Here is a 16,635-nt window from a genome sequence, read left to right on the forward strand (position 1 = left end):
TTCTGCTTATGGCAGGCAGACGGCTCGGAGCGGAGAGCTCCGGGCAGCTACCCGCGGGTGAAGGCATAGAGCCGGTCGAGGCCGGATTTGAGATCCGCCTTCAGATCGTCCGCGTCCTCGAGGCCTGCGTAGAGACGCACGAGACTGCCCTCGGCCTCCCAGCGCGTCGCCGTGCGGGCATGTCCCGGATCGGTGAGGAGGACGAGGCTTTCAAAACCGCCCCAGGAGAAGCCCTGGGAAAAGAGCTGCAGCGCTTCCACGAAGGCGGTCGCACCGGCCTTAGTGGCATCGAGCTCAATGGCGAAGAGGCCCGAAGCACCGGAAAAGTCTCGGCGCCAAAGGGCATGATCGGGATGGGAGGCAAGTGCCGGATGCAGGACGCGCCGCACCTGCGGCTGGCTCTCCAGCCATTCGGCCAGAGCGAGCCCCGTGCGGTAATGCCGTTCCAGCCGCACGCCGAGCGTGCGCAAGCCCCGCGCGGCGAGATAGACGTCGTCAGGGGAGATGCGGTAGCCGAGCCAGTTCGCCGCCTGCCGCAGCAGCCGGTGATGCTCTTCGCATGCCGCCGTCACCGTGCCGATCATGGCATCGGAATGGCCGACCACATATTTGGTCGCCGCCTCCACCACCAGATCGACGCCCAGAGCGAGTGGCTTCATGAAAAGCGGCGAGGCCCAGGTGTTGTCGCACATGGTGAGGGCGCCATGGGCGCGTGCCACGGCCGCGATTGCCGGCAGATCCTGGACTTCGAAGGTCAGAGATCCGGGCGATTCCAGATAGACGAGGCGCGTGTTCGGCCGCATCGCATCGGCGATGTTCTCCCCGGCGCGCGGATCGAAATAGCTCACTTCGACACCGCTGCGGGCGATGAAGGCGGAGAGAGAGGTGCGCGCCGGCTCGTAGACGCTGTCCGTCACCAGGACATGGTCGCCCGGCTTCAGAAAGGCGACGAGCGGCAGCACGCAGGCGGCGAGACCGGAGGGGACGGCGACGGTGCCATAGCCTTCCGACAGGGTCGCGATGGCCTCCTCGAAAGCAAACACGTCCGGAGTGCCGAAACGACCGTAGAACAGGGTGCCTTTGTCGAAGCGGGCGCTCTTGGCCGCTTCCAGATCTTCAAGCGTATCGAAGACGATGGTCGAGGCGCGGTGCAACGGCATGTTGACCGGCCCGGGATGGGCGAGCGGCCGGCCGAGCCGGCTTAGAAGCGTCTCCGGGCGGGGCTGAGAGCCTGACGAACCGCTATCGGGCATCGTGTCCTTTCCGCTTCAAGTAGAACAGACGAGGCAAGCGTGGCGTATTGCATGCCATCCGTCAATATTGTATGCCAACATTCTTCTATCAGAGCATTCCGCTCCCTCGGTTTGAAGCAACAAGAATCTGCTGTGGGGCGTGCCGAAAGAAAGCCGTTCGGCCTTTGGCTCGCCACGAGAAACTGCCTTCCAGGCGCCGGGGATGACAGAAGGACGAGGAGCGCCAGAGCAAGATGGACGAGACCAGTTCCGACCTCCGATTCCCTTCGAGCAGGATTGGTGAGTCCGGTGCCCATAGCGTGGCGCCGAGACCCCTGCCCCAGCAGGTCGCAGAGTATGTTCGTGACCTAATAATCCACGATCACCTGAAGCCCGGCGAACGCATCCGCGAGCGCCGCATCGCCGAAGAGCTCAACGTCTCACGCACCCCTCTGCGCGATGCCCTCAAGATTCTGGCGATGGAGCGGCTCGTCGATCTCACCCCGAACAAGGGGGCGGTCGTCGTCCATTCCACGGATGCCGAAATCGCCGAAATGCTGACGGTCTATTCGGAACTCGAAGCGCTCGGCGGACGCATCGCGTGTGGTGCCGCCACGGAGGCCGACATCCTGCGCGTCGCCCATTACGACAAGGTGATGGCACGTGCCTTCGCCGAGGAGGACAGGGCCGCCTATTTCGCCGCCAATCAGGGCTTCCACCTTGCCATCGTCGCCGCCTCCCACAATTCCACGCTGATGGAGATGCACAGCCATCTCAACATCCGTCTCTACCGCATCCGCTATCTGGCCGTGATGAGCACGCAGGAATGGACGGCCGCCGCCGGGGAGCACAGCGAGCTTCTCAACGCCTTGAAGGCCCGCGACGCCGACCGCCTCACCTATCTACAGCGCGAACATCTGGGCTTCGCGTGGCGCCTCCTCGGTGCATGGAATCCGCCCATGACCCTCCGCGGCCTGACGGACCTGCCGCGGCCGGGCAAAGCCTGAGCCCATCCCGAAGATCACAGAAAAAAGAGGATTTTCATGTCGAAAGCGATCATCCAGACCGACAAGGGCGGACCAGAGGTGCTGGAATGGCGCGAGCGCGAGGATCCGGCGCCCGCCGAAAACGAGGTTGCGCTTCGCCATACCGCCATCGGCGTCAATTTCATCGACATTTATGTGCGCGAGGGCGCTTATCCGATGATGACGCTGCCGGGAACGCCCGGCATGGAGGCGGCCGGCGTCGTTGAAAGCCTCGGGCCCGGCGTCGACGGGCTGAAGGTCGGTGACCGCGTCGCCTATGTCACGACCGCGCCCGGCTCCTACAGCGAACGTCGGGTCATGCCGGCCGACCGCCTCGTCCCGCTTCCCGACGACATCAGGGACGATACGGCCGCTGCCCTCATGCTGAAGGGGATGACGGTGGAGCGCCTCCTCCACAAGACGGCAGTGGCGACGGCGGACGATACCATCCTCATCCATGCGGCGGCCGGTGGCGTCGGCCTCCTTCTCACCGCCTGGGCGAAAGCCATCGGCGCCACCGTCATCGGCACGGTCGGCTCCGAGGCCAAGGCGCAGCTCGCGGCCGACGCAGGCGCCGATCATGTCGTCGTCAGCACCAAAGAGGACGTCGCGGAACGCGTCGCCGAGATCACCGGAGGCAAGGGCTGCCGCCTCATCTATGACGGCGTCGGCAAGGATACCTTCGAGACATCGCTGAAGGCCGTGGCGAAGTTCGGCCATTTGATCAGCTTCGGCAACGCGTCCGGCGCCGTGCCACCGGTCAACATTGCGGTTCTCGCGCCCAAATGCATCGCGCTGTCGCGCCCGCAGGTGTTTCCCTACATCGCTGATCGCGCTGACCTTCTGGAGACGGCGGAAAACCTCTTCGCCGCTATCCGCAAGGGCATCGTGCGCAGCGACATCAACCAGACATTCCCCCTCGCCGAGGCGGCAGAGGCGCATCGGGCCCTTGCCGCCCGCCGCACCACGGGCCAGATCGTCCTTCATCCTTGAGCCAAATCAGGGCGGTCGCGGCCGCCCTTCTCCCCACTGAGGCCCCATCGATGAGGATCCCGCCGCATGCTGCCTGAGCCCGAGAAGCCGACCGTCGCCACCCATTGGGGCACCTACCGCGCCCGCTGGGAGGGAGGCCGGCTCACAGCGCTCGATCCGGTGGCGGAGGACCCCGATCCCTCCCCCATCGCCAACTCGATGATCGATGCGCTCGACAATCCGAGCCGCATCCTGCGGCCTGCCGTGCGCCGGTCCTTTCTGGAGAAAGGCCATGTGGCAGGCGGCGCGGGGCGCGGGGCCGAGCCCTTCGTCGAAGTGTCGTGGAAGGAAGCCCTCGATCTCGCCGCCGCCGAACTCGACCGCGTGCGCAAAGAGCACGGCAATTCGGCGATTTACGGAGGCTCCTACGGATGGGCGAGCGCCGGACGCTTCCACCATGCGCAGAGCCAGATCCACCGCTTCCTCAACACGATCGGCGGCTACACTCGCTCCGTCCAGAACTACTCCTACGCGGCAGCCGATGCGATCGTGCCGCATGTCCTCGGCGACAAGCGCGGCCTCGTTTCCCGCCACACGACCTGGGACGTGATCGCCAGAGAGAGCGGTCTCATCGTGATGTTCGGCGGTGCGCCGCGCAAGAATGCGCAGGTCTCCTCCGGCGGCATCGCGCGCCACATCGTCAGCGAGGCGATCGCGACGGCGCAACGAAACGGCGCGGAGATCGTCTCCGTCAGCCCGATCCGCGACGACACGGTCGGCGATCCGGCGCCGGAATGGCTGCCGATCCGGCCGACCAGCGATGTCGCCCTGATGCTCGGGCTCGCCCACACGCTCGCGGTCGAGGGGCTCACGAACCGCACCTTTCTGGAGCGCTACACCTCCGGCTACGACCAGTTCGAAGCCTATCTCTTCGGACGACAGGACGGGACGCCCAAGGACGCCGACTGGGCGGCGTCGCGGACCGACATTCCCGCCGATACGATCCGCGCCCTCGCCCGGCGCATGGCCGTCACGCGCACCTTCATCATGATGGCGTGGTCGCTGCAGCGGGCCGATCACGGCGAGCAGCCCTATTTCATGGCCATCACGCTCGCCGCCATGCTCGGCCAGATCGGCCTGCCGGGCGGCGGCTTCGGCTTCGGCTATGCCTCCGTCAACGGCATCGGCAACGATGTGCCGGAAATGTCCTGGCCGTCGCTGCCGCAGGGCAACAACGCGGTCGCCGACTTCATCCCCGTCGCCCGCATCGCCGACATGCTTCTCGGCCCCGGAGAAGCCTACGATTTCAATGGCGAACGCCGCCGCTATCCCGACATTCGGCTCGTCTACTGGGCTGGCGGCAATCCCTTCCATCACCATCAGGATCTGAACCGTCTGCGCCGCGCCTGGCAGCGGCCGGAGACGATCATCGTGCACGAATCCTGGTGGAACCCGCTCGCTCGCCATGCCGACATCGTCTTTCCGGCAACGACCGCGCTCGAACGCAACGACATCGCAGCCGCAAGCCGCGACCGGTTCATTTCCGCCTCGCATCGCATCGCCGAACCGGCGGGCGAGGCACGCGACGACTTCGCCATTTTCGCCGGGCTTGCCGCCCGCCTCGGAGTCGAAGAGGCGTTCACGGACGGTCGGGACGAAGAAGGATGGCTGCGCCATCTCTACGGGATCGCACGCCAGCGAGGCAGCGAAGCCGGCCTCGATTTGCCGGATTTCGAGACGTTCTGGCGTGCAGGGCTCTGCCTCTTTCCTGCGCCGGCAAAGGATCGCAACCTTCTCGACGACTTCCGCGACGAACCGGAAGCGAACCCGCTGCCGACCCCTTCCGGCCGCATCGAGCTCTTTTCCGAGACGATCGCCGGCTTCGGTTACGACGATTGCCCGGGACACGCCGCATGGCTGGAACCGCGCGAATGGCTGGGGAGCCCCGCGGCAGCCCGCTTCCCGCTCCATCTCCTCTCAAACCAGCCGAAGACGCGACTCCACAGCCAGTACGATTCCGGCAGCCATTCGCGCGCCCACAAGCTGCACGGCCGCGAGCCGATGCGCATGCATCCGGACGATGCTACCGCACGGGGCATTGCCGACGGCGACGTCGTGCGGGTCTTCAACGCCCGCGGCGCCTGTCTCTCTGCCGTCCGGCTGTCCGATACGCTGCGGCCGGGTGTCGTCCAGCTCTCCACCGGCGCCTGGTACGATCCGCTCGATCCGGGTGCGCCCGACAGCCTCGACAAGCATGGCAATCCCAACGTCCTCACCCGCGATGAGGGGACGTCGCGCCTCGGCCAGGGGCCGAGCGCCCAGTCCTGTCTCGTCGAGGTCGAACGCTTCGAAGGGGAGGTCCCGGAGATCACCGCCTTCGACCCGCCCGCCTTTGCCGCGCATCCTTCATCAGGTGCCACGAAGAAACACGGATGAGACGCCGTCCCACCTCTCCGACGGTTTGAGCCATGCGCATCCTCTTTCACAGTCAGACCGCCGATCCGGTCGCCTGGGGCGAGGCGCTTGCCGCCGAGCTCCCAGGGGCGGAGCTCAGGGTCTGGCCCGAGGTCGGCGATCCGAGCGAGATCGACGCCCTCCTCGTCTTCCAGATCCCGCCCCGCGCGTTCGAGCTCTTCCCCAATCTTCGCTGCATCCATCTCTTGAGCGCCGGCGCCGACCAGATCGTCGCCAATCCGGACATTCCTGCCAGTCTGCCGGTGGTGCGGCTCATCGAGCCCGGCCAGAAGGCCGGGATGATCGAATACGTCCTCCACGCGGTTTTCCACTATCACCGCAGCTTCGATGTCTTCGCGAAGTGGCAGCGCGCGCGATACTGGGAAGAGGTGCCGCGCACGCCCGCCGCCGAACGCCGGGTGGGTGTCCTCGGTCTCGGGGGCCTCGGCGGTGCCGTCGCAGAAGCGCTCGCCGCTTTCGGCTTCGACGTCGCCGGCTGGTCGCGCAGCGAAAAATCGCTGCAGGGCGTGACGAGCTTCCACGGCAAGGACGGCTTCGACGCGTTCCTCGGCCGCAACGAGATCCTCGTCGGGATCCTGCCCCTCACGCCGGAGACGCGGGATCTCTACGATGCGACCTTCTTCGCGCGCATGCCGGCGGGGAGCCGTTTCATCAATGTCGGCCGTGGGGCGCAGCTCGTCGAAGCCGACCTCGTTGCAGCCCTCGAGAGCGGCCATCTCGCCGGCGCGACGCTCGACGTGGTGCGGGACGAGCCGCCGGATGCCGGCAATCCGATCTGGGACACGACAAACCTGATCCTGACGCCGCACGTCGCGACCTGTGCCGATCCCAAAACCGGCGCCCGCGTCGTGGCAGAAAATCTCCGCCGCGTCCGCGACGGGCTGCCGCCTCACGGTCTGGTCGACCGCGGCTGAGGCTTGCCGCAGCGGCGTCCCCGGAGGAAGCGCGCGTGGCGAACGCCGCTCAGACCTGCAGAAACACAGCCCATTCGAGCGTCGTCGGGCTGTCACCCAGCAATCGTCTGGCTGTCATCCGGCTTGGTTAAGGAATGCGACCGCAGGAATTCCGCATGGAGACGGTCGTGTTTCGAAACATCCTTTTCACTTCCGCAGCGCTCGCGCTCGGATCCACCGCGGCCTTTGCCCAGGACATCGTCCAGAGCAACAGCAGCTGGTACACCGATGCGGAGGCCGCTCTCAATCAGCGGCTCGAGCATCAGCCGAACACCAATCGCGCCAAGAACGTCATCCTGTTCATCGCCGATGGCATGGGTGTCGGCACCAATTATGCCATTCGGCTTTATGCCGGCCAGCAGAACGGCGAATACGGCTCCGAGCACGTGCTGCCCTACGAGGCCTATCAGGACTTTCCGAACGTGGCGCTCGTGAAGACCTACAACATCAACGCCCAGACGCCGGATTCCGCACCGACGGCCGGCTCGATGAACACTGGCGTGAAGCAGGTCTTCAACACCATCAATCTGAGCGAAAATGCCGTCTGGGACGAATGCGCGTCTGAAGAAGGCAACAAGCTGACGCTCTTCTCAGAGCTGATGAGCGAGATGGGCAAATCGGTCGGTGTCGTCACCACGGCCCGCCTCACCCATGCGACGCCGGCCGCGGCCTATGCCAAGACGGCCAACCGCAACTGGGAAGGCGAAGCACCGGAGGGCTGCACCGATATCGCCACGCAGCTTGTCGACCAGATGAAGGCGGGCGTCGTCGACCTCGCCATGGGCGGCGGCCGTCGCTATTTCCTGCCTGAAACCGTGACCGACGAAGAAGGCAAGAAGGGCAAACGCAAGGACGGCCACAATCTCGTCGATGAAGCCAAGGACGCAGGCGTCCAGTACGCCTGGAATACCGAGACCGCGAAGGCGCTCGATCTCGACGGCGAAACGCCGGTGCTCGCTCTCTTCGAAGACAGCCACATGAAGTACGAGCACGATCGCACCGAGGCCGACGAGCCGTCTCTCACCGAGATGACCAAGACGGCCATCGACTACCTCTCCAAGAACGACGAAGGCTATTATCTCGAAATCGAGTCCGGTCGCGTCGATCACGCCAATCACGACGGCAACGCCTTCCGCACCGTGACGGACGGCGTGGAATTCGCCAATGCGGTCGCAGCTGCGGCCGAGATGACCAATCCGGAAGAGACGCTCATCATCGTCACGGCCGACCATGAGCATTCGATCGCCTTCAACGGCTATTGCGGGCGCGGCTCGCCGATCCTCGGGCTCTGCTACGATATCGGCAAGGGCCAGGTGAAACATGCCGACGAGCCGGTTCTCGGCGACGACGGCAAGCCTTTCACCGTCATCGGCTTTCTGAACGGCCCGGGCGCCGTCCTGAAAGAGCAGGACGACAAGAGCTATTCCGGTTCGCGCCCCGACCTCACCGAGGAAGAGGCGGAAGATTCCGAATATGTGCAGCAGGCCCTGATCCCGATGTCGTCGGAAAGCCATTCCGGCGAGGACGTGGCGGTGTGGGCACGCGGCCCTTTCGCGCATCTCTTCGATGGCGTCATCGAGCAGAACTACATCTTCCACGTGATGAACCACGCGGCGAACGCCGAATAGGCGGCTGTCACAGACGCCGCACGACGGCATCTCGATCTCGGGGGCTCCGGCAAATGCCGGAGCCCCTTTGCATAACAAGCTGCGGAAAAGGTGCGTCCCACCGGAAAACGGTGTCGCAGGCGTTCCGGGTTTTCTCAGCTGTCACAAAGCCCGGATAGGGTGACGTCATGCCAAACGAGCCCCTCATCGACCGCCGCACTCTGCTTGCCGCTCTGGCAGCAGCGTTGGCCCTCGGTCCTTCCCACGCCCGCGCAGAGACGTTGCGCATGCGCGACCTCTACAACAAGGACCTCTCCTTCTCCGATCTCGCGCAGACGATGGAGAACGAGCGCATCGAAGTGCGCGGCTATATGGCGCCGCCGCTCAAGGCGGAATCGCGTTTCTTCGTGCTCACCAAGCGGCCGATGGCCGTCTGTCCGTTCTGCGAAACGGAAGCCGAATGGCCGGACGATATCCTCGCCGTCTACACCAAACGCATCATCGACGTGGTGCCCTACAACGTTCCGATCACCGTGGCAGGCAGGCTCCAGCTCGGCACCTATGAGGACCCCGAGACGGGCTTCGTCAGCCGCGTGCGCACGGTCGAATCGCATTACGCCCGCGATTGACGACGATGACACTCTCCCTCTCCGTCTCCCATCTCAGGGTCGAGGGTGATGCCGGTCGGGCCATTCTCGAGGCGAATGCCTTCGAGGTTGCAGCAGGCACGGCGATCGCCATCCGCGGCCCGTCCGGGGCGGGCAAGTCTACGCTTCTCTTCGCGCTCGCCGGACTGGTGCCGATCGCGCAAGGCTCCGTGCGCTGGGGCGAGACGGAGATCTCTTCCTTGAAGGAGGACGGACGCGCCGCCTTCCGCCGTGCCCATATCGGCATGATTTTTCAGGATTTCCTTCTCTTCGAGGAGTTGAGCGCCGCGGCGAATGCGAGCCTTGCGGGCGCCTATGTCCGCAAGCGGCGCCATAAGATCGGCGAAGGCGCGCGGAGAGCGCTCGAAAGGCTCGGCCTTAAAGGAGACGATGCCCGCACGGTTGCAACCTTCTCTGGCGGCGAACGTCAGCGTGTCGCGGTGGCGCGTGCGCTCGCCACCGAACCCTCCATCATCCTCGCCGACGAACCGACAGCGAGCCTCGACCGGGCAGCGGCCGACGCGCTCGTCGACGACCTCATTCAACTGACGCGAGAGAGCGGACGCACCCTCATCGTCGCAAGCCATGATCTCAAAGTGCACGAGGCCGTCGACCGCGTGATCGACGTCGCCGACGGGCGCCTCATCGGCGAGGTCCGGCGCGATGCTTGAGACCGCGAGCGATTGGTGGAACGGGCTCGCGCCCGGCATCCAGGACGGGCTTCTCTTCCTCCTCTTGCTGTCGCCCGCGATCCTCACGGGGTTTCTCGTCGTCACGGGCTACCGGCCATTCGCTCTGGTGCGTGCAATGCTCTGGCGCTTTCGATGGACGAGCCTTCTCTTCGTCGTTCTGATCGGGGTTTCGGTGGGGATCGGCGTCGGCCTCATCGCCCAGGAACGCGGCCTGCGGCAGGGAACGGCACGCGCGGCCGACAAATTCGATCTCGTCGTCACGGCCCCCGGCAGCGAAGTGACGATGATGCTTGCCGCCGTCTATCTCCAGCCCTCCGACGTGCCGCTTCTTTCCGGCGAGGTCTACAATCGCATCGCAGACCACGCCAATGTCAGCCTCGCCGCGCCGATCGCCTTCGGCGACAGTTTTGAGGGTGCGCCGGTCGTCGGGACGACGCCGGAGTTCGTGTCGCATCTGTCCTCCGGCACGCTCGCCGAAGGCCGGCTCTTTGCGGCGCACGAGGAGGCGGTCGTCGGCGCACGTGTCGCCCTTGATCTCGGAGACCATTTCACTCCCGCACATGGCGTCGGCCCGTCTGCCGAAGAGCATGCCCATGAGGGCCATTCCTATACCGTCGTCGGACGCATGCCCCCATCCGGCAGCCCATGGGACAAAGCCATTCTCGTCCCGGTGGAAGCGGTCTGGGAGGTCCACAACCTTCCCCTCGGACATCGCCCGTCACGCGCCGAACAGATCGGACCGCCCTTCGACGCGGATTATTTTCCGGGCACGCCCGCCATTCTGGTGCGCGCCGATCAGCTCTGGGCGAATTATGCGCTCCGCTCCGAATTCACGACAGCCGAGACCATGGCGTTCTTTCCGGGTGCGGTCCTTGCCAGCCTGCATGCTCTCTTGGGCGATGTCCGCCAGATCCTGTCGGTGATGGCAATCGTCACGCAGGTCCTCGTCACGGCCGGCGTTCTTTCCGGTCTCATCATCTTGATGCGGCTGTTTGCGCGCCGTCTCGCCTTGTTGCGGGCCCTAGGCGCTCCGCGGCGCTTCGTCTTCGCGGTGGTTTGGTCCTATGCGGCCTTCCTGATCGGCGCTGGCGCCATCCTCGGCGTTGTCGTCGGCATCGTCGCCACCGCCATCATCTCGCGGGTCCTGACCGCCCAAACCGATATCCTGATCCGCGCCAGCCTTGGCTGGCCGGAATTCCATCTCGTCGCCGGTTTCGTCAGCCTGACGGTTCTGCTCGCTCTCGTCCCGGCCTTTATCACCCTCGCACGGCCGGTGGTGCGCGACCTTCGAGGGTGAAGACATCTCATGAGGGAGTGCGGAAAATGCTCAAGTTAAGTCTCGTGTCTTTTGCGGCGGCCTTTGCGGCCATCGGTCTCGCAGCTTCCCCAAGCTCAGCACAAGAGAAGCACGAGCATGCGGTGGAAAGCGGGCATACAGAAAGCCATGACGACCACAGCCACCATGAGGCCGAGTTCCAGGGCGTGCGTCTCCTCCATGCGTGGACACGCGCGACGAACGCCAAGACGGCGCTCGTCTTCGTCGACATCCAAAACAAATCCGACAAGAACGTCGTCCTTAAGGGCGGAGAGGCCGACATCGCGGAGACCGTCGAGCTGGTCGGCTTCCAGCTCAAAGAAGGCGAGCCGGACTATGTCGCGCTTCCCAAGATGCCGGTGACGGCCGGCGGCGAAATCAAGCTTTCACCCAACGGTCTGGCACTCCGTCTCGATGGCCTCACGCGACAACTTCACGAGGGCGACGAGTTCCAGATGGAATTCCGTTTCGACGCCGGTCATATCGACATGTTCGTGCAGGTCGAGGCGGAAGGCGCCATGCACCACAGCCATGTCGGGCATACGCACTGAGCGCAGCAACAGCGCATCGCGGATTACCGAGCCGCAGCCAGCTCGCGCAGGAGCTCTTCGCGAAATACCGGATCGTCCCAGGCGGCAGGACCGCGGAGCGTTCGCTTGAGCGAGCGATCATCGCCGAGAACGACGGTTGCCGGATAACCAAGCAGACGAAAGACCATACCCGCATTGCCGCGAACAAGCTGCCAGCTCCGAAGGCTCTGAAGGCCGAGCTCACCGGCATAGAAATCTCGGACCCGCTCGAAGGGAAGATCATCGACGGAGACGACGAAGAACCGATCTCTCCAATCCCGCTCTGTCAGGAAGTCCGCAAATCGCGCGACTTCCGGCAGTTCATCGCGACAGGGACCACACCACGTCGCCCAGAAATGTATGATCGCCGGCCCCTTCCCCAACATCTCCTGGAACGGGAGGGTACTCCCGCTGCCGTCCGTGACGGCGAGGCCCGCGAGATCGGGGGCCGCTTCGGCAGCTCTCGCTGCCCCGGCAACGAGAGCGGCGCTCAGGGCCAGAAACGTCCGCCGAGAGCAGTGCGGCAAACTCACTCCTTTGCGGCCGGCGCGACGGCCTCCTCGCTGCGGATACCGCTCGGTTCGATGCGGCCCCGCCCCTGCAGCCAAAGCGCCACCACCCACACGACAGTCGCCCAGGCCGCGCCGATCGCCCAACCGGCGATGACATCCGTCGGCCAGTGCACGCCGAGATAAACCCGTGAAAGACCCACGAGAATCGTCAGGAGAACGGAGACGAACAGCGCGTAGAGCTTGAGAGCCCTGCCCTTGCTGAACCGCATGACGAGCGCACCGAGGGTCAAATAGACCGTCGCCGACATGGCGGCATGAGCGCTCGGAAAGCTCGTCGTGAAGACCTCCGCCGAATGGGCGACGAGATCGGGTCGTGGGCGGGAAAAGCCGTATTTCAGCGCATTGACGACGATCGCGCCGCCGGCAAGCGAGGCGAAAACGAGAAGGCCTGCATGCGGGCGCTTTGTCAAAACGAGCCAGAAGATCACCGTCAACGAGACGAAGACGAGACCGAAGGTCGAGCCGAAGCTCGTGACGTCGCGCATCGTCTCCTCGAACCATAAGGGCCCCAGAGGGTCGGCGTGGTCGGCGGGATTGCGCATCGCCAGCATGACGAACATGTCGAAGGCGTGTGTCTCGCCCTCCACCACCTCATCGGCGAGCGCGATGAAAGCCCAGACCGAACCGGCTCCGAGGCCGATCAGGAGGAGAAGCAGAAATTCCTGCCGGGCCCAGTGATGACGCACGTGGTGAATGGTGCGTCGGCTCATGCTCAATAGCTGTTCGGGAAATGCCATGGGTCTTTCATAAGGGCCAAAAGATCGCGGGTCAGCGGCTCGATATGCGGCCTTTCAACGTTCGATCCCGCGTGAGGTTGCTGTTGATTTCCGCTTAGATTCCGTCGTTACCTGTCGCAAGCAGGCGAGGGCGTGGGGCCCGCGCTGCTCAAGTTCCCTCGTAAGGAGCGTATATGATCCTCAAAACCACCATCCGGGCGCTCGCACTGGGCGTCAGCATGGCCGCTATGGTAGTTGGCGCGGCTTCGGCCAAGACGCTTGTCTACTGCTCTGAAGGCTCACCCGCCGGATTCGATCCCGGCCTTTACACCGCAGGCACCGATTTCGACGCCTCCTCAAAGACGGTCTACAACCGCCTGGTCGAGTTCAAGAGCGGCACGACAGAAGTTGTCCCGGCTCTCGCCGAAAGCTGGGACGTGTCCGACGACGGCATGGAATACACCTTCCATCTGCGCGAAGGCGTCAAGTTCCAGACCACGGACTTCTTCACGCCGACGCGTGAATTCAATGCCGACGACGTGGTGTTCAGCTTCACCCGCATGCTCGACAAGGAAAGCCCCTGGTACAACTATGCGGGCGGCCAGTGGCAGTATTTCGACGCCATGTCGATGCCAGACCTCCTGAAGAGCATCGAAAAGGTCGACGACCACACGGTCAAGTTCGTGCTCACTCGGCCGGAGGCGCCCTTCATCGCCAATATGGCGATGGATTTCGCTTCGATCATGTCGAAGGAATACGCCGACCAGCTGCAGGCTGACGACAACATGCCGATGCTCAACCAGCAGCCGCTGGGCACCGGGCCGTTCCAGTTCGTCGCCTATCAGAAGGATGCGGTGATCCGCTACAAGGCCAATCCGGATTACTGGGGCGGGAAAGAAGCGATCGACGACCTCGTCTTCGCCATCACCCCGGACGCGGCGGTTCGCTACCAGAAGCTTCTCGCCAACGAGTGCCAGATCATGCCGTATCCGGCACCGGCCGACATCGAGGCGATGAAGTCGAACGACGACATCAACGTCATGGAGCAGAACGGCCTCAACGTCGCCTATCTCGCGTACAACACGCTGCAGGAGCCGTTCGACAAGCCGGAAGTGCGCAAAGCGCTCAACATGGCGATCAACAAGAAGGCGATCATCGACGCCGTATTCCAGGGCTCCGGCTCGGTGGCCAAGAACCCGATCCCGCCGACGATGTGGGGCTACAACGACGACATCGAGGACGATCCGTACGATCCTGAAGCCGCGAAGAAGATGCTCGAGGACGCCGGCGTGACCGACCTCAAGATGAAGATCTGGGCGATGCCCGTGCAGCGGCCTTATATGCCGAATGCCCGCCGCGCCGCGGAACTCATCCAGTCGGATTATGCCGAAGTCGGCGTCGATGCAGAGATCGTCTCCTTTGAATGGGGCGAGTATCTGAAGCGCGCTGCGGAGAAGGACCACGACGGTGCCATCATCCTCGGCTGGACCGGCGACAATGGTGACCCGGACAACTTCCTCGCGGTGCTTCTCGGCTGCGACGGCGTCGGCACCTCGAACAACGTCGCGGAATATTGCGACGAGGATTTCGAGAGCCTGATCCAGAAGGCGAAGACGCTTTCGAGCCAGGAGGAGCGCGCCGAGCTCTACAAAAAGGCGCAGGAAGTCTTCAAGGAAGACGCGCCCTGGGCAACGCTCGCGCACTCGGTCGTTTACATGCCGATGCGCAACTCCGTTCAGAACTACAAGATGGACCCGCTCGGCTCGCATCGCTTTGACGGCGTTGACATCGTGGAGTAATCAGTCCAACCGCTTTATCAAGGAGCCCCGCCGTCTATCGGCGGGGCTTCAAATCATCGAGCCAACTCTCTGAGATATGCTGCGCTTCCTCTTCGTGCGCATCGGCCTGCTGGTGCCGACTTTCATCGGCATCACGATTGCCGCTTTCGGTTTTGTCCGCCTTTTGCCCGGCGATCCGGTCCTGCTTTTGGCCGGAGAGCATGGCGTCAGCCCCGAACGGCATGCAGAGCTTATGCATCAACTTGGCTTCGACCGGCCGATCTGGGTGCAGTATTTCGACTTTCTATGGTCGGTGCTGCAAGGCGATCTCGGCCGATCGCTTGTCACTCATCGGCCTGTCCTGGCTGAATTTTCCACACTTTTCCCGGCCACGCTGGAACTCTCCGTCTGCGCCATCATCATCGCCACCGTCGTCGGTATTCCGATCGGCGTGATCGCTGCGATGAAGCGCGGGACCTGGGTCGATCAGTCGGTGATGGGGGCCGCGCTCGTCGGCTATTCCATGCCGATCTTCTGGTGGGGCCTCCTGCTCATCATCTTCTTCTCCGGCGTGCTGCATTGGACACCGGTCTCCGGGCGCATCTCGCTCCTCTACTATTTTCCCGCCCATACCGGCTTCATGCTGATCGACAGTCTGTTGTCGGGGCAGAAAGGCGCCTTCGTTTCGGCCGTGTCGCATCTCGTCCTGCCGGCGGTCGTGCTTGCCACGATCCCGCTTGCGGTGATTGCGCGCCAGACGCGTTCGGCGATGCTGGAAGTGCTCGGCGAGGATTATGTGCGCACCGCCCGCGCCAAGGGGCTTTCGCAAGCCCGGGTCGTGGGCCTGCATGCGCTGCGCAACGCGCTCATCCCGGTGGTGACGACGATCGGCCTCCAGGTCGGGGTGATGATGGCGGGCGCCATTTTGACGGAAACCATCTTCTCGTGGCCGGGCGTGGGCAAGTGGATGGTCGATTCCATCTTCCGGCGCGACTATCCGGCCGTGCAGGGCGGTCTTTTGATGATCGCGGTGATCATCATGTTCGTGAACCTCATCGTGGATCTGCTCTACGGGCTCATCAATCCCCGCATCCGGCATACGAGGTGACTTTATGAGCCGTATGGAAGCCGAAACTCAGGAGCTCGCAGCGGAATCGCCCCGCATGGCGATGTTGCGGGAATTCTGGGCCTATTTCAGCGAGAACCGCGGCGCCGTCATCGGCCTCGTCGTCTTCGTCGTGATCTGCCTCGTGGCGATTTTCGCCAATGTGATTGCGCCTCATTCGGCGAGCATGCAGTTTCGCGATTCGCTGCTCGTGCCGCCCGTCTGGCAGGAGGGTGGATCGTGGCAATTCATCCTCGGAACGGACCCGGTCGGGCGCGACATTCTTTCGCGGCTCATCTACGGCAGCCGCTTTTCGTTGTTCGTCGGCTGCGTCGTGGTGGCTGGTGCGCTTGTGGTCGGAATCATTGTCGGGCTCCTCGCCGGCTTTTTCGGCGGCTGGTTCGACACCCTCGTCATGCGGGTGATGGACATCATCCTCGCCTTTCCGAGCCTGCTTCTCGCTCTCGCGCTGGTCGCGATCCTCGGCCCCAGCCTGACGAATGCAATGATCGCCATCGCGATCGTGCAGCAGCCACATTACGTGCGCCTCACCCGCGCGGCCGTAATGGCGGAAAAGCAGCGCGATTACGTCACGGCGGCACGTGTCGTGGGCGCAAGCCCGCTCCGGCTGATGGTCGTGACGATCCTGCCCAATTCGCTGTCGCCTCTCATCGTGCAGGCAGCCCTTTCCTTCTCCAACGCCATTCTCGATGCGGCAGCACTCGGCTTCCTCGGCATGGGCGCACAGCCGCCGACGCCCGAATGGGGTACCATGCTGGCCGAAGCGCGCGAGTTCATCCTGCGCGCCTGGTGGGTGGTGACCTTCCCGGGCCTTGCGATCCTCGTGACCGTGCTTGCGATCAACCTCGTCGGCGACGGGCTGCGCGACGCGCTCGACCCGAAGCTGAAGCGGAGCTGATGAAACGCCGTGAGAGATTGCGCCACTGACAAAACCGGGCGTTCAACGTCCCAACGCC

General features: G+C 64.1%; 15 protein-coding genes. 12 read left to right on the forward strand and 3 right to left on the reverse strand.

What is annotated here, in order from left to right:
* Nucleotides 1-47 precede the first annotated feature (47 nt).
* Nucleotides 48-1,253 (reverse strand): cystathionine beta-lyase, encoded by a 1,206-nt coding sequence (metC, locus tag ACK8CP_RS11160; protein WP_414831825.1) that lies wholly within the window; start codon nt 1,251-1,253, stop codon nt 48-50.
* Nucleotides 1,254-1,552: 299 nt separating this feature from the next.
* Between metC and ACK8CP_RS11165 the strand changes: the two genes are divergently transcribed.
* From ACK8CP_RS11165 to ACK8CP_RS11205, 9 genes are all read left to right on the forward strand, one after another.
* Nucleotides 1,553-2,239: a GntR family transcriptional regulator gene (locus ACK8CP_RS11165; RefSeq protein WP_234630420.1), complete on the forward strand. Its 687-nt coding sequence runs from the start codon at nt 1,553-1,555 to the stop codon at nt 2,237-2,239.
* A gap of 36 nt (nt 2,240-2,275) precedes the next feature.
* A complete protein-coding gene (locus ACK8CP_RS11170) occupies nt 2,276-3,250 on the forward strand; it encodes a quinone oxidoreductase family protein (protein WP_414831826.1) in 975 nt (324 codons plus the stop codon).
* A gap of 66 nt (nt 3,251-3,316) precedes the next feature.
* A complete protein-coding gene (locus ACK8CP_RS11175) occupies nt 3,317-5,665 on the forward strand; it encodes a molybdopterin-dependent oxidoreductase (protein ID WP_414831827.1) in 2,349 nt (782 codons plus the stop codon).
* 32 nt (nt 5,666-5,697) lie between these two features.
* Entirely contained in the window at nt 5,698-6,618 is a 921-nt protein-coding gene (locus ACK8CP_RS11180) for a 2-hydroxyacid dehydrogenase (protein WP_414831828.1), read from the forward strand.
* 167 nt (nt 6,619-6,785) lie between these two features.
* A complete protein-coding gene (locus tag ACK8CP_RS11185; protein WP_414831829.1) occupies nt 6,786-8,285 on the forward strand; it encodes an alkaline phosphatase in 1,500 nt (499 codons plus the stop codon).
* A gap of 167 nt (nt 8,286-8,452) precedes the next feature.
* The gene (locus ACK8CP_RS11190) at nt 8,453-8,893 is read left to right on the forward strand and encodes a hypothetical protein (RefSeq protein ID WP_414831830.1); all 441 of its coding nucleotides are present in this window, start codon (nt 8,453-8,455) and stop codon (nt 8,891-8,893) included.
* Nucleotides 8,894-8,898: 5 nt separating this feature from the next.
* The gene (locus ACK8CP_RS11195; RefSeq protein WP_414831831.1) at nt 8,899-9,582 is read left to right on the forward strand and encodes an ABC transporter ATP-binding protein; all 684 of its coding nucleotides are present in this window, start codon (nt 8,899-8,901) and stop codon (nt 9,580-9,582) included.
* Nucleotides 9,575-10,900: an ABC transporter permease gene (locus ACK8CP_RS11200; RefSeq protein ID WP_414831832.1), complete on the forward strand. Its 1,326-nt coding sequence runs from the start codon at nt 9,575-9,577 to the stop codon at nt 10,898-10,900. Before ACK8CP_RS11195 ends, ACK8CP_RS11200 begins: the two co-directional genes overlap by 8 nt.
* Before the next feature lie 26 nt (nt 10,901-10,926).
* Nucleotides 10,927-11,469, forward strand: a complete 543-nt coding sequence (locus ACK8CP_RS11205; protein WP_414831833.1) for a copper chaperone PCu(A)C — start codon at nt 10,927-10,929, stop codon at nt 11,467-11,469.
* Between the two features lie 23 nt (nt 11,470-11,492).
* Here ACK8CP_RS11205 and ACK8CP_RS11210 read toward each other — a convergent pair whose 3' ends face one another.
* Both ACK8CP_RS11210 and ACK8CP_RS11215 read right to left on the reverse strand, forming a co-directional pair.
* Complete coding sequence (locus tag ACK8CP_RS11210) at nt 11,493-12,014, reverse strand: TlpA family protein disulfide reductase (protein ID WP_414831834.1); 522 nt, start codon at nt 12,012-12,014, stop codon at nt 11,493-11,495.
* 2 nt (nt 12,015-12,016) lie between these two features.
* The gene (locus ACK8CP_RS11215) at nt 12,017-12,769 is read right to left on the reverse strand and encodes a phosphatase PAP2 family protein (RefSeq protein WP_092810058.1); all 753 of its coding nucleotides are present in this window, start codon (nt 12,767-12,769) and stop codon (nt 12,017-12,019) included.
* Between the two features lie 200 nt (nt 12,770-12,969).
* Here ACK8CP_RS11215 and ACK8CP_RS11220 point away from each other — a divergent pair, with 200 nt between their 5' ends.
* The 3 genes from ACK8CP_RS11220 to ACK8CP_RS11230 all read left to right on the forward strand — a co-directional run bounded on the left by ACK8CP_RS11220 (nt 12,970) and on the right by ACK8CP_RS11230 (nt 16,577).
* Nucleotides 12,970-14,574 carry an ABC transporter substrate-binding protein gene (locus tag ACK8CP_RS11220; protein WP_414831835.1) on the forward strand — a complete coding sequence of 535 codons (1,605 nt, stop codon included), beginning with the start codon at nt 12,970-12,972 and terminating at the stop codon, nt 14,572-14,574.
* A 76-nt stretch (nt 14,575-14,650) separates the two neighbouring features.
* The gene (locus ACK8CP_RS11225) at nt 14,651-15,661 is read left to right on the forward strand and encodes an ABC transporter permease subunit (RefSeq protein ID WP_414831836.1); all 1,011 of its coding nucleotides are present in this window, start codon (nt 14,651-14,653) and stop codon (nt 15,659-15,661) included.
* 13 nt (nt 15,662-15,674) lie between these two features.
* Complete coding sequence (locus tag ACK8CP_RS11230; protein ID WP_414834247.1) at nt 15,675-16,577, forward strand: ABC transporter permease subunit; 903 nt, start codon at nt 15,675-15,677, stop codon at nt 16,575-16,577.
* Nucleotides 16,578-16,635 lie beyond the last annotated feature (58 nt).

The organism is Afifella sp. YEN Y35 (genome assembly GCF_047553465.1).
GTDB classification, from domain to species: domain Bacteria; phylum Pseudomonadota; class Alphaproteobacteria; order Rhizobiales; family Afifellaceae; genus Afifella; species Afifella aestuarii.